This window comes from Halorubrum depositum (assembly GCF_007671725.1).
Taxonomy (GTDB): domain Archaea; phylum Halobacteriota; class Halobacteria; order Halobacteriales; family Haloferacaceae; genus Halorubrum; species Halorubrum depositum.
In genome coordinates this window covers 1,344,445-1,357,553 of sequence record NZ_VCNM01000001.1, presented here as the reverse complement: position 1 = coordinate 1,357,553, position 13,109 = coordinate 1,344,445, and the positions used below count along the sequence as shown (strand labels likewise).

11 protein-coding genes are annotated in these 13,109 nt (G+C 69.0%); 1 reads left to right on the top strand and 10 read right to left on the bottom strand.

Annotation, left to right across the window (positions count from 1 at the left end):
• Positions 1-40: 40 nt before the first annotated feature.
• The 8 genes from lysW to FGM06_RS06925 all read right to left on the bottom strand — a co-directional run bounded on the left by lysW (position 41) and on the right by FGM06_RS06925 (position 9,554).
• Positions 41-229 (bottom strand): lysine biosynthesis protein LysW, encoded by a 189-nt coding sequence (gene lysW / locus FGM06_RS06960; RefSeq protein ID WP_092562686.1) that lies wholly within the window; start codon positions 227-229, stop codon positions 41-43.
• Positions 230-466: 237 nt separating this feature from the next.
• On the bottom strand, positions 467-1,987 hold the full coding sequence (argH, locus tag FGM06_RS06955) for an argininosuccinate lyase (RefSeq protein WP_241662537.1): 1,521 nt from the start codon (positions 1,985-1,987) through the stop codon (positions 467-469).
• A gap of 4 nt (positions 1,988-1,991) precedes the next feature.
• Complete coding sequence (locus FGM06_RS06950; RefSeq protein WP_144798379.1) at positions 1,992-3,212, bottom strand: argininosuccinate synthase; 1,221 nt, start codon at positions 3,210-3,212, stop codon at positions 1,992-1,994.
• A gap of 407 nt (positions 3,213-3,619) precedes the next feature.
• A complete protein-coding gene (gene hemL, locus FGM06_RS06945; RefSeq protein ID WP_144798378.1) occupies positions 3,620-4,957 on the bottom strand; it encodes a glutamate-1-semialdehyde 2,1-aminomutase in 1,338 nt (445 codons plus the stop codon).
• 181 nt (positions 4,958-5,138) lie between these two features.
• A complete protein-coding gene (locus FGM06_RS06940) occupies positions 5,139-6,818 on the bottom strand; it encodes an ammonium transporter (RefSeq protein WP_144798377.1) in 1,680 nt (559 codons plus the stop codon).
• A 505-nt stretch (positions 6,819-7,323) separates the two neighbouring features.
• Complete coding sequence (gene radA, locus FGM06_RS06935; protein WP_144798376.1) at positions 7,324-8,355, bottom strand: DNA repair and recombination protein RadA; 1,032 nt, start codon at positions 8,353-8,355, stop codon at positions 7,324-7,326.
• 171 nt (positions 8,356-8,526) lie between these two features.
• Positions 8,527-9,027, bottom strand: a complete 501-nt coding sequence (locus tag FGM06_RS06930; protein ID WP_144798375.1) for an ACT domain-containing protein — start codon at positions 9,025-9,027, stop codon at positions 8,527-8,529.
• Positions 9,028-9,083: 56 nt separating this feature from the next.
• On the bottom strand, positions 9,084-9,554 hold the full coding sequence (locus FGM06_RS06925; RefSeq protein WP_144798374.1) for a histidine kinase: 471 nt from the start codon (positions 9,552-9,554) through the stop codon (positions 9,084-9,086).
• A gap of 187 nt (positions 9,555-9,741) precedes the next feature.
• Between FGM06_RS06925 and FGM06_RS06920 the strand changes: the two genes are divergently transcribed.
• Positions 9,742-11,967, top strand: a complete 2,226-nt coding sequence (locus FGM06_RS06920) for an ATP-dependent DNA helicase (protein ID WP_144798373.1) — start codon at positions 9,742-9,744, stop codon at positions 11,965-11,967.
• Between the two features lie 71 nt (positions 11,968-12,038).
• Here the strand turns inward: FGM06_RS06920 and FGM06_RS06915 are convergent, their stop codons facing one another.
• Positions 12,039-12,398 carry a DUF7473 family protein gene (locus FGM06_RS06915; protein WP_144798372.1) on the bottom strand — a complete coding sequence of 120 codons (360 nt, stop codon included), beginning with the start codon at positions 12,396-12,398 and terminating at the stop codon, positions 12,039-12,041.
• 94 nt (positions 12,399-12,492) lie between these two features.
• Positions 12,493-13,050 (bottom strand): TATA-box-binding protein, encoded by a 558-nt coding sequence (locus tag FGM06_RS06910; protein ID WP_144798371.1) that lies wholly within the window; start codon positions 13,048-13,050, stop codon positions 12,493-12,495.
• Between the last annotated feature and the right edge of the window lie 59 nt (positions 13,051-13,109).

Genomic DNA, 13,109 nt, shown 5'->3' with positions numbered 1-13,109 from the left:
TCGACCACTCGGGAGTCGCGGCCGCGGCGATCGTCGCCATCTACTCGCCCCAGTCCTCCTCGAGTTCGGGGGCCTCCTCCAACACGACGGGGTCCAGCGAGATGACCTCGAGCTCGGTCCCGGTGACCGGGCTGTCGATGATCTCGCCGACCTCGACGTCGGCCGGAAGCTCGATCTCCTCGCCCGTGATCGGGTCCTCTGCCAGCAGCGTGTCGGTGTCGCTCGTCATCGTGGCAGACACTCGACCGCGAACGGTGATAAAGGCTTCGAACTTATTGGATAATTTACATAAAACGGATCGGCCGCTAACGGAAGTAGTTCGTCGAAATCGAACCGTATCGAGATCGGATGTCAGATCTCGGTAGTAACTGTGTCCCCTTACGGGGACGGTCGTCGGCGTCGGTCGGGTCGGCGTCGGTCGAGACGCCGCCGATCGAGCCGGGGGCCGCCCGGCGGTCGTCGCGGCTCAGACATAGCGATCGACCTCCGCATCCAGTGCCTCGCTCGCGGCGGCGAGCGCGCCGCGCTCCGCCGCCAGCGCACCGCGGTCCTCCTCGATCTCCGACTCGACGACGACGAGTTCCTCGGCGACCGCTTCGGGGGCCGGCCCCCCGGCGGAGTCGCGGCTCGCCACGCTGGCGGCCGGATCGAGCGCCGACTCCACGTCCTCGCGGCTCACGTACGCGGAGAGGGGCTCGCCGGTCACGTTCCGAGCGGCCTCGTCAACTTTTGCGGCCGCCGCGGCCGGGGAATCGGCGTCCGAGACCGTCTCCGCGGCCGTCGCGACGATCTCGTGGGCCGTCCGGAAGGGCATCCCGCCCGTCGCGAGCAGGTCGGCGACGCCCGTCGCCGTCGAGAACCCGTCGCCCGCGGCGTCCGCGAGCGCCGCCTCGTCCCAGTCGGCGGTCGCGACCGCGCCGGCGGCGACCTCCGTCGCCTCCCGCACGTCGTCGGCGATCTCGAACACGCCCGCGTGAGCGCGCTGGAGGTCGCGGTTGTACGCGCGCGGGAGCCCCTTCAGCAGGCTCAGCGTCCCCGTCGCCTCGCCGATCGCGTCGCCGGCGACGCCGCGGGTCAGCTCCAGCGTGTCGGGGTTCTTCTTCTGGGGCATGATCGAGGAGGTGGACGAGTACGCGTCCGACAGCTCCACGAACCCCTTGTTCGAGAAGACGATTAGGTCCTCCGCGAGCCCCGACAGCGTCGTCGCGAGCGTCGCGCACGCGGTCGCCCCCTCCGCGAGGAAGTCGCGCGCCGACGCCGCGTCCGTGGAGTTCCGGACCGTCCCGTCGAACCCGAGCAGCTCGGCGGTGCGGTCGCGGTCGACGTCGAACGGCGTCCCCGCGAACGCGGCCGCGCCGAGCGGCGACCGGTTGACGCGCCCGTACGCGTCGAGCAGGCGCTCGGTGTCGCGGGCGACGCCGCCCTCGTAGGAGAGCAGGTAGTGCGCGACCGTCGTCGGCTGGGCCGGCTGGAGGTGCGTGTAGCCGGGCATCACGGTCTCGGTGTGCTCGCTCGCGATCTCGACGAGGGCCTCGCGGAGCGCGATCGTCGCCTCGGCGGCCGCGAGCAGGTCCTCGCGCAGCCGGTACCGGATGCAGGTCGCCACCTCGTCGTTGCGCGAGCGGGCGGTGTGCATACGTCCGCCGTCCGGCCCGATCCGGTCGATGACGGCCGTCTCGATCGCCTCGTGGACGTCCTCGCCGTCGGACAGGTCGCCGTGACCTGCGGCCTCCACGTCGTCGAGCGCCGCGAGGATCTCGCCCGCGACCGCGCCGTCGACGATCCCTTGTTCGGCGAGCATCACCGTGTGCGCGCGGTCGACCGCGAGGTCGGCCTCGAAGATGGCCGCGTCGGCCGCGAGGCTCGACAGGAACTCGCGGGCGGGGCCGCCGCTGAAGCGGTCGCGGCGCACGGCGGTGCCGCTCTCGCTCCCCTCGTCGCCCGCGTTCGCGTCGGCGTCCGCCGCCGCGCCGGGATCGTCGTCCATGTGTCTACTCGTCGTCTCCCGACCCGTCGGTGGCCAGTTCGGGCTTCGACACGGACGCCTTCACGTCGTTGGCGAGGCGCTCCTGGAGCCCGTGGTACTTCGCGACGCCCGTGGCGTCCTCCTGTGCGATGCCGGCGACGTCCTCGGTGTTGAACGAGGCCATCTCCTCGGAGTAGACGGCGTACTCGGAGTCGCGGGCGACGACGCGGCAGTTGCCGCCGGAGACCTTCACCGTCGCCGTGCCGGTCACCACGTCCTGCGTCTCGTCGACGAACGCGTTCAGCGCGTCGACGACGGGCGCGAACACGAGCCCCTGGTACGCCTTCTCGGACCACTCCTGTTCGATCCCCTTCTTGAACGAGCGCTCGTTCTTCGTGAGCACGAGGTCCTCGAGCGCTTGGTGGGCCGTCAGCAGGACGGTCGCGGCCGGGTGTTCGTAGTTCTCGCGCACCTTCAGCCCGAGCATGCGGTCTTCCATCACGTCCGTGCGGCCGATGCCGTAGCCGCCGGCGTACTCGTTGAGGTGCTGGATGAGCGGGACGGGGTCCATCGCCTCGCCGTCGACGGCAATGGGGACGCCCGCCTCGAAGGCGACCTCGATGGTGGTCTCGCCCTCCGGCTCCGCGGTCCACTCGTAGATGTCCTCCGGCGGCTCGTAGTTCGGATCCTCCAGCTTCCCGCCCTCGACCGCGCGCGACCAGATGTTCTCGTCGATGGACCAGACGCCGCCGTCGCCGGCCTCGACGGGCAGGTCCTTCTCGGCCGCGTAGTCGATCTCCCACTCGCGGGTGAGGCCGAGCTCGCGCACGGGGGCGATCACTTCGAGATCGGAGCCGCGCCAGACGGCCTCGAACCGGAGCTGGTCGTTCCCCTTCCCGGTGCAGCCGTGCGCGATGGCGTCACAGCCCTGCTCCTCGGCGACGCCCAGGATGGCCTCGGCGATGACGGGGCGTGCGAGCGCGGTCCCGAGCGGGTAGCCCTGGTACGTCGCGTTCGTCTTCACCGCGTCGAAACAGAGGTCCGCGAACTCCGCTTTCGCGTCGACGACGTGGAGGTCGAGCCCCAGCGCCTCGGCGGTCTCCTCGGCCTCGTCGAACTCCTCGGTCGGCTGGCCGACGTCGACGTTGACGCCGATGACCTCGTCGTAGCCGTACTCCTCTTTCAACAGCGGTACGCAGACGGTCGTGTCGAGTCCCCCACTGAACGCGAGTGCAACGGTTGCCATTACCGGAGTACACTGGGCTCACGCCCTTAAATTCACCGGTTTAGATGTTGGAACGAACTGCCGGAGCCGGCGCTACGGACGGACGTAGCTGTCACTCTACGAGACGAAACGGCGCGAACGCGACGAGGGATGAAGATTACTGGCCCGAGGGGGCCCGTCGTCGCGCCGCGCCGGAAGCCGGTCGCGGCGGTCGGACGCCTCGTCGCGGTCGCGGGGCTCGTCGGCCTCGGAAAAGGGCGGCGTCGAGACGAGCCTCCGCGTTCATCGCCTGTACGTAGTTCCGTTCCGGGATAAAAACGTTCCGCACCGGCCGCCGGATCGCAAGGCTTGCCGGGCGGGCGGCGGGGTCGGTGGTGGCGTTCTCCGAGAGTCCGGCGGCGCCGGTCGCCGGACGTCCCGATCGGCGCCTACAGGGCCTCTCGATACGCCTCTAGCGTCCGCTCGACGTCCTCCTCCGTGTGCGCGTAGGAGGTGAACTGGCACTCGAACTGGTTGGCGGTGAGGAAGACGCCGTTCTCTTTCATCTCCTGCCAGAACACGCGCTCCCAGCGGTCGGTCGCGGCGCGGGCGACGTCGGCGCCCGTCTTCGGACACGAGTCGTACCGGGCGCAGTCGGGGTCCTGCCGACAGCCGCCCGCGCAGCAGGCGTCCGGGTCGTCGGGCGCCTCGCGGGTGAAGATCGTCTTGAACATCGAGTCGGTGCCGACGACGGTGTACTCGGGCGCCCGCTCCGCGCAGATCTCGGCGATCCCCTCGCGGAGCTTCCGGCCGAGCCGGTCGACGTGCTCGTACACGTCGTTCTCGGCGGCGTACTCCAGCCCGGCCTTTCCGGCGGCCATCGTCACCGGATGCCCCGAGAAGGTGCCGGACTGGAACACGTCGCCCGCGGGCGTGAACCCCTCGACGATCTCCGCTTTCCCGCCGATCGCGCCCACCGGAAACCCGCCCCCGATGATCTTGCCGAACGTGGTGACGTCGGGCGTGACGCCGAACTTCGACTGCGCGCAGCCGAGGCCGCCGACGCGGAATCCGGTGATCACCTCGTCGAAGATCAGGAGCGCTCCGTGGTCGTCACACAGCTCCCGGAGCGTCTCGTGGTAGCCGTCGATCGGCGTCACGATCCCCATGTTGGCGAGGATCGGCTCGACGAGGACGGCGGCGATCTCGTCGCCGTGCTCCGCGAACACCTCCTTCGCCGCCTCCGGGTCGTTGAACGGGACCGGGAGGGTGTGTTGCGCGAACTCCTCGGGGATGCCCGCCGTGGAGGGGTGTGCGTCGCCCGGCGACCCCTCGACGAGCGTCGACTCCTGGGCGCCGTGATAGCCGCCCTGCATGACGACGATCTTGTCGCGGTCGGTGTGGCCGCGCGCGAGCCGCACCGCCGACACCGTCGCCTCCGTCCCCGAGTTGACGAACCGGATCGACTCGACGCTCGGGACGTGGCGCGCCACGAACTCGGCGTGCTCGACCTCGATCTCCGTGGGCGCGCCGTACATCGGCCCCTCCGCGACGTGCGACTGGACCGCCGCCTCCACCGGGTCGGGCAGGTCGTGGCCGTACAGGAGCGGGCCGTACCCCATCACCCAGTCGACGTACCGGTTGCCGTCGGCGTCGATCACGTGGCCGCCGTCCCCGCGCTCGACGAAGAACGGGTGCGGCATCGTCGCGCGGACGGAGGAGTTGACCCCGCCGGGCATGACCGACAGCGCGCGGTCGTACAGCCCCCGGGAGCGCTCGTGGTTCATGCCCGACGGTTGGGTCGGAGGGGTGAAAGTAGTTGCCGACCGGCGGCGAGACCCCCCGTCGGACCGTCGACGCTCGCGCCGGGGAGTGTCGCGGCTCGCCGCCGTGGCGTCGCCGAAAAAACGGCCGTCGAAACCGGTCGTTCGCTACTGCGACAGATCGGGCGTCCGCGCCGGTGCCGACCTACACCGCCTCCGGGCCGGTCGCGCCGGTGCGGACCTGCAGCGCGTCCTCGACCGGCATGATGAACACCTTGCCGTCGCCGGGCTCGCCGGTCTTCGCGGCGTCGGCGATCGCCTCCGCGACCTCGTCGGCCGGGATGTCGGCGACGACGATATCGACTTTCACCTTCTGGTGGAGGTCGACGGTGAACTCCTCGCCGCGCCACTGGCCCTTCTTCGCGGGCTGGCTGCCGCGGCCGGAGACGTTCGTCACGGTGAGCGAGGGGGCGTTGATCTCCGCGAGCGCCTGTTTGATGGCCCCGAGCTTGTCGGGGCGGACGACCGCGGTGACCATCTTGATGTCCGCGCCGGCCTCCTCGCCGCCGTCGGCGCGCGGGGAGTCGTTCGTGGTGTCGACGACGGAGGGGCCGCCGTCGGTCGCGACGTTCGCGCGGCCGAACTCGGGGTACGTCTCGACGCCGTGCTCGCTGACGTCGAGGCCGTCGCGCTCGTGTTCGGAGGTGACGCGGGCCTGTCCGACCGCCTTGAACGCGCCGAAGACGACGGCGGTCGCGGCGACCGTCCACGCCGTGATGGCGACGACGCCGATCACCTGCGAGACGAGCACGTCGACGGAGAAGCCGTTGATACTGACGAACGGGAGCGCGATGACGCCGATGACGCCCGCGGAGCCGTGGACCGGGAAGACGGCGCAGACGTCGTCGATCTTCATCTTGTCCGAGACGAACTCGAAGACGAGCGGGAGCTGGAGGCCGCAGACGAGCGCGACCAGGATGGCGCCCCACCAGGTTGCCAGGTTCGCGATCCCGGTGACCGCGACGAGTCCGGCGAGCACGCCGTTGGCGACGTACAGGGTGTCGACCTTCTTCGTGAGGTACACCGAGCCGAGCGCCGCGCCGACGGCGCCGGCGCCCATGCCGAGCGTCGTCGTCAGCGCGACGCGACCGACGGCGGCGTAGCCGCCGAGCGCGAGTTCGCCGGACTCGGTGACCGAGAACACGGTCGCGGTCGTGCCGACGTTGAAGCCGTACCAGCCGAACGCGAGGATGAGGGTACCGAGCACCGCGAACGTCATCGAGTGACCGGGGATGACGTTCGTGGAGCCGTCCTCGGCGTAGCGGTCCATGCGCGGCCCGAGCATGTACGCCGCGGTGAGCCCGGCGATGCCGCCGACGCCGTGGACGATCATTCCGCCCGCGAAGTCGGTGAAGCCCAGCCCGGCACCGCCGAGGAAGCCGCCGCCCCAGGTGATGCCCGCCACGACCGGGTAGATGACCGCGGAGATGGCGATCGTGTACGCCACGTACGCGCGGAGCTTCGCGCGTCCCGCGACCGCGCCGGAGACGATCGTCGCCGCCGTCATCGCGAAGACGGCGCCGAACAGCCAGCTGTTGATCCAGCCGCCGTCGCTGAGGGCCGAGGCCGGGGAGAACCCGCCGCCGCCCGCGACGCCTTCGATCCCGAAGCCGACGAGGAAGTACACGAGGACGCCGATGCCCCAGGTGAGCAGGTTCTTGGTGAGCTGGTTCGCGACGTTCTTCGCACGCACCTGCCCCGCCTCGAGCATCGCGAAGCCGGCGTGCATGAAGAAGATCAGGAAACAGACCATCGCGACCCACATCAGGTTCACGCCCTCCGCGAGGACGCTCGGATCGACGCTCGCGAGTACGCCGGCCGTCACGCCTCGGTCACCTCAACTGAACATACGTCTTTCGAGCCGCTCGTTTCGTTCGCGTTCATGTGCTGAATCACGTTTCGACACCGGGGAACAAGAACATATAAACGTTCGAGTTGGGTTTCACAAAAAATAGGTTTGATAATACGGTGTCTGTCTGATATAAGGACGGATACATGGTGTATAAGGACATATTTCTGAGAGAGATTCCGCAATCTTTGCGATCGAATCGGACGGACGTTTTATAAAATGCCTGTCATTAGTCCTCGGATCGGCCGATTCGGGGGCGCGCGGCGCCGGGCGCGGCCGCTTCTGGCGATTTTTGCCACGCCCATCCGCGGTCGATCCCGGCGTTGCGGCGTCAAACGGCCGATATCGGGAGGCTTCGGCTTTCCGCGAGGAAGTTTACGTTCGTCAACCGGATCCGCGGTCGGGTTCCGGATCTGTGATCAGGGCGGTCTGTCAGCGTTCGAAGTGGGAATCGAGGGCGCCGATCCGGGGCTGGACCCCGCTACTCCGGCTTCAGCCCCTCGCCCTGCACGCGCATCACGGCCTCCCCGTCGGCGAGGTTCGGCGCGTCGACGAGGCGGACGATCCGCTTGTCGCCCTTCGACTTGCGGAGGTACATCCGGAACGTGGAGGCGTGACCCAGGATGTTGCCGCCGATCGCCTGCGTCGGGTCGCCGAAGTAGGAGTCGGGGTTCGACGCGACCTGGTTGGTGACGAGGATGGCGGTGTTGAACAGGTCGCCGATCCGCATCAGGTCGTGGAGGTGCTTGTTGAGCTTCTGCTGGCGGTCGGCGAGCTCGCCTCGGCCGACGTACTCGGCGCGGAAGTGGGCGGTGAGCGAGTCCACGCAGACGATCCGGATCGGCCACTCGCTCTCCTCGTGTTCGCCGGCGAGCTCCTTCGCCTTCTCCGCGAGCAGGATCTGGTGGTTGGAGTTGAACGCCTTGGCGACGTGGATCTGGTCTAAGAACGCCCCGACCAGCTCTTCCATCGCCTCCTCGTCGCTCGGGGTGCCCTCGATCTCGCGCCGCTCCATCTCGTCGGCGAGGATCTCGTCGTCGAGCCCGCGGACCATGTCGTCGATCCGCTCCGGACGGAACGTGTCCTCGGAGTCGATGAAGATGCAGCCGCCGTCGAGACCGCCGTGCTCGGGCGGGAGCTGGACGTTGACGGCCATCTGGTGGGTCACCTGCGACTTCCCGGACCCGAACTCCCCGTACACCTCGGTGATCGACTGCGTCTCGATGCCCCCGCCGAGCAGGTCGTCGACCTCGTCGATCTGCCAGGAGAGCTTCCCGATCTCCTCGCGGCGTTCGAGCACGGTCGCGCCCGTCTCGAAGCCGCCGACGTCGGCGGCGTCGCGGGCGGCGTTGATGATGTCGCTGGCGGACGACTCGCCGATGTCCGCGGTGTTCGACATCTCGCCGGGGCTGGCGACGGCGATCGACTGGTAGCTCTCGAACCCGTTCTCGACGAGCTTGTCCGCGGTCGCTGGGCCGACTCCGGGGAGGTCCTCGAGTTCGTCTTCAGGCATGTACACGACCCTTGTTCGCCATCCGGTATAAAGACTGGTTTACACCCGAGTGAAAGTGAAATGAGCGCCGGCGACGCGCTCGGCGATGTGTCGGCTTCCTCCGTAAGGGTCCGGGCGGAAACGGGTCGTCTACCCGCGGGCGAAACTGGTCGGTCGGGCCGATTCGGCCGGTCAGAACCCCACGCGGCGGACGTATCCGAGCTCGCGGATCTCGACGAGGAGCTCACCGGGGAGCTCCGCGTCGGTGATCACGTACAGCTTCGGGTCATCGGTGAACTCGGGGTCCTCGCTCAGCACCTGCCGGATCGAGACCCCGTGGTCGGCGAGGATGCCGGTCACCTCGGCGACGATCCCGGCCTCGTCGGCGGCGGCGACCTCGATGGTGAGGACCGTGAGGTCGAGGACCGGCGCCAGGTCCATCAGGCTCGGCACCGACGAGATGTTGGTGAAGATGCGCTTCAGCTCGGGGTCCTCCAGGATGGCGTCCGTCGTCGAGTCGACCACCCGCCGGTCGACGTCGAGCTCGCGCGCGATCCCGGTGTACGGGATCTCGATCCCGCCGGAGACGACGCGGCCCTCCTCGTTGACGGAGAAGCCACGCTCTAAGAACAGCCGGATGACGGCCTGCTGGCTCGGTGACCCCTCGAACTTCTCGAGGATCTCGTCGAACATTCGTTGCTACGGATCCGCGCCGTGAGGGGTTAAAAAACGGGGTGTCGTCGCGGCGGTCAGCCCGCCATCGCCGAGTAGACGCCGCCGAGAACCGCGCCGTAGACGACGTGGCCGACGAGGCTCTCGACGCCGACGTTCGGCAGCGGCGGCGCGCCCGGGAACCCGACGGCGACCAGCCAGATCGGCATCACGACCACGGCGAGCGCGACCCAGACGAGGAGTCCGTACCCCGCGCCGGCGCCGAGGCTCGCGCCGATCGATTCGCCGAGACCCGGTTTCAGGCCCGCGACCGCCGCGAACCCGAGACCGATGATCGCCCCGTGGGACATGTGGATCACCCAGCCGAGGGCGCCAGCGGGACCCTCGATGCCGTACATCGCCGGGATTCCCATCTGGAGCACGCCGGGCGTCATCATCGACATCATCGCGCCGAAGACGAGCCCTCCGACGAGGCCGCCGGCCACGCCGGCCTGCCAGTGTCCGGAGTCGGTCGATACGTCGGTCGCCGTCGCGGTTTCGGTCGCCATATCGATCCTGCAGCGCCGAAAACCGGTAATGGATGCCGGTAATGTGTGGTGGCTGCGCACATATCCCAAACGAATATATACGTACTGAAACGAATTCGACGGAGCAGATCGTCGGCGCTCCGCGTCTCCGAACCACTTTCGCTGCGGCACCCAACCCCTTTTAGCCGATGGCGACGAACCTCGGCCCGTGTCAGAGTCGCCGCATCTGCGGTTCTTCCCGTACGAGGAGCCGTACCCGAACCAGCGCGAGGCGATGGACAGGATCGCCAACGCGCTGGACCGCGGGCAGGACGTGCTGTTCGAGGGGGCGCCCGGGACCGGGAAGACCCTCTCCGCGCTCGTGCCCGCCTTGGAGCACGCCCGCGAGCACGACCGAACGGTCGTGATCACGACCAACGTCCACCAGCAGATGCGGCAGTTCGTCGAGGACGCCCGCGCGATCACCCGCTCCGAGCCCATCCGCGCGGTCGTCTTCAAGGGAAAATCGTCGATGTGCCACATCGACGTCGACTACCAGGAGTGTCAGACCCTCCGTGACACCACCCGCGAGATGGTGGAGACGGAGAACGAGGTCCGCGAGCTGGAGGCGCGCCAGCGCGAGCTGCTCGCCGAGAGCCGCGAGGGCGACGCCGGGGCGGCCGAGGCCCGCGAGTCGATCATGGACGAGCTCGACGAGCTGGAGTCCGCGATCGACGAGTACGAGGCCGCGAACGTCTGCGCCCACTACCGGAACAACCTCGTCGAGGACACCGACGAGTTCTTCGGGTGGCTGTTCGAGGACGTCCGCACCCCCGAGGACGTGTACGCGTACGCGGACGAGCGCGAGCTCTGCGGCTACGAGCTGCTCAAGGAGGGGATGGAAGGAGTCGACCTCGTGGTGTGCAACTACCACCACCTGCTCGATCCGAACATCCGCGAGCAGTTCTTCAGGTGGATCGACCGCGACCCCTCGGAGATAATCACCGTCTTCGACGAGGCCCACAACGTCGAGGACGCCGCCCGCGACCACGCCACTCGGACCCTCACCGAGACCACCCTCGACTCCGCCGTCGAGGAGCTCGCCGACAACGACGACTCCCGCGCCGAGGCGGCCGAGAACGTCGTCCGCGCGTTCCGCGACGCCCTGATCGAGACGTGCGACGACGCGCTCGGGTTCGGCGACCGAGAGTCGGTCGGCGAGAACTGGGAGGACCTCTCCATCGCCAACGACGACCGCCGCGACGACCTCACGCTCGCGTTCCTCCGCAACTACGAGGGGAAGGGGATCGACACGGAGACGGAGCTCGCCGTCCAGCTCGGACAGGCGTTAGACGAGGAGTACGAGCGCCGCTACCGCGACGGCGAGACGACGACCCGGACCGAGTGTCAGACCCTCCAGGTCGCTCGGTTCGTCTCGACGTGGATGGACGAGGGGACCGAGCTCGGCCAGTACCCGGTCGTCTCCGTGCGCCGCGACGGCGCGACCGACGAGGTGTACGGCCGCGCGGAGCTGTACACCTGCATCCCGCGTCGCGTGACCGAGGCGCTGTTCGACGAGGTCGCCGCCTCGGTGCTGATGAGCGCCACGCTCCGCCCCTTCGACGTCACGGAGGACGTGCTCGGCTTAGAGGACACCGCGTCGCTCGCGTACGAGATGGCCTACCCCGAGGAGAACCGGCGGACGTTCGCGGTCGACACGCCGCCGCTGTTCGCCTCCGAGCGCAACGACCCGGAGACCCAGGAGACGGTGGCGTCGCTGCTGCGCGACGCGATCCGCTTCACCCCGGGCAACACGCTCGCCTTCTTCCCCTCGTACGCCGAGGCCGAGCGCTACCACGAGCGGATCGGCGGGGCCGCGGGGAGTGGCACGACCGCCGACGTCGGCGCGGGCGGCGGGCTCGCGGCCGCCGACCTCGGCTCCCTCTACCTCGACGGCCCCGGCGAGGACGAGGAGGAACTGCGCAGGCGGTTCGTCGAGAGCGACGGCGCCACGCTGTTCACCTCGCTGTGGGGCACGCTCGCGGAGGGCGTGAGCTTCGACGCCGACGACGCCCGGACCGTGGTGGTCGTCGGCGTCCCCTACCCGCACCTCTCCGACCGGATGGAGGCGGTCCAGGACGCGTACGACCGGGCGTTCGCCGACCGCGACCGCGCCCGCGACCCCGGGTGGGCGTACGCCGTCGAGATCCCGACGATCCGCAAGACGCGGCAGGCGCTCGGCCGCGTGGTCCGCGGGCCCGACGACTTCGGTGTCCGGATCCTCGCCGACCGCCGGTACACGTCAGCGGACATGGGGAAGTACTCGGTCCGGAGCGCGTTCCCGCCGGAGGAGCGCGAGGAGCTCCTCGATCTCGACCCGGAGAAGCTGAAGTTCGCGATGCTGAACTTCTACGGCGACCACGACGCGTACGGTGGGGCGCCGCCGGAGCCGTGAGACTGTGAGGCCGCCGCGTCGGGCCGCGAGGCTGCGGGGCCGCCGCCGCGCCGATCCACACCGGACGTCGGCTACCCCGGCATCGTCGCCAGCAGGGCCGTGATCCCGAACAGCACGATCGTGAGCAGCGTCGTGATCACGGCGTGGATCACGGTCATCCCGACCACGACCCGCCGGGGCTGGTCGTAGCTCCACGCGAACATCGCGCCGTCGACGAGGAGCGCCGCCGGGACGAGGAGCGCTTCGGAGACGGCGAACGCCCCGCCGACGACGCCGATCACCGCGGGGAGCGGGCCGACATAGAGGGCGCGGCGCGGGTCGACGTCGCCGAGGACGTTCCGGGCGGCGAGGTGTGCCGTCACGGAGAGGAACAGCGCGAACAGGAGCGTCGTCCCCAGCACCGTGATCGGCGTCACCGTCTGTAGGAGCATACCCGGGCTACGGGACGCCGGGTAAAAGTGATCGCGGGATCGGCTCCGTCGGGACGACGGAGCGGTCTCGGGGTCGGGTCGAGGGGGACCCCCGTCAGGCGAGCAGCCCGAGGCCGTTCAGTTCCTCGACGATCACGTCGACGGCGGCCGCCGCGTCGTCCGGGCTCGTCCCTCCGGTGACGACGAGCTTCCCGCTGCCGAACAGGAGCGCCACGACGTCCGGCTCGTCGAGCCGGTAGACGAGCCCCGGGAACTGCTCCGGCTCGTACTCGATGTGTTCGAGCCCGAGCCCGATCGCGATCGCGTTGAGGTTGAGGCTTTCGCCGAGATCGGCGGACGTGACGATGTTCTGGACCGTGATCTCCGGGTCGTCGATCGGGATGTCGAGCGCGCGGAGCTCGTCGAACACGATCGCGAGGCTCTCGTGAACGGCGTCGATGGAGTTCGCGCCCGTGCACACGATCTTCCCGGACCGGAATATCAGTGCGGCCGATTTCGGGTCCGTGGTGCGGTAGACGAGTCCGGGGAACTGCTCGGGGTCGTAGTCGGCGCCCTCCAGGTCCATCGCCACGCTCTGGAGATCGAGCTCCTGCCCGATCCCCGTGGAGGCAACGACGTTCTCTATCGTGATCGTCTCCTTCGGATCGGCCATTACTACCAACACGATCGGTTGAGTCATTTAAAAAGGTGCGTGGTCGGAACCGCTATCCT

What these genes read in the sequence shown, in the direction of transcription:
- FGM06_RS06925 (WP_144798374.1), bottom strand. Translation starts at nt 9,554, where the DNA reads ATGGCGACCGAAACCGCGACGGCGACCGACGTATCGACCGACTCCGGA.
- FGM06_RS06930 (WP_144798375.1), bottom strand. Translation starts at nt 9,027, where the DNA reads ATGTTCGACGAGATCCTCGAGAAGTTCGAGGGGTCACCGAGCCAGCAG.
- argH (WP_241662537.1), bottom strand. Translation starts at nt 1,987, where the DNA reads ATGGACGACGATCCCGGCGCGGCGGCGGACGCCGACGCGAACGCGGGC.
- radA (WP_144798376.1), bottom strand. Translation starts at nt 8,355, where the DNA reads ATGCCTGAAGACGAACTCGAGGACCTCCCCGGAGTCGGCCCAGCGACC.
- FGM06_RS06950 (WP_144798379.1), bottom strand. Translation starts at nt 3,212, where the DNA reads ATGGCAACCGTTGCACTCGCGTTCAGTGGGGGACTCGACACGACCGTC.
- FGM06_RS06910 (WP_144798371.1), bottom strand. Translation starts at nt 13,050, where the DNA reads ATGGCCGATCCGAAGGAGACGATCACGATAGAGAACGTCGTTGCCTCC.
- FGM06_RS06915 (WP_144798372.1), bottom strand. Translation starts at nt 12,398, where the DNA reads ATGCTCCTACAGACGGTGACGCCGATCACGGTGCTGGGGACGACGCTC.
- hemL (WP_144798378.1), bottom strand. Translation starts at nt 4,957, where the DNA reads ATGAACCACGAGCGCTCCCGGGGGCTGTACGACCGCGCGCTGTCGGTC.
- lysW (WP_092562686.1), bottom strand. Translation starts at nt 229, where the DNA reads ATGACGAGCGACACCGACACGCTGCTGGCAGAGGACCCGATCACGGGC.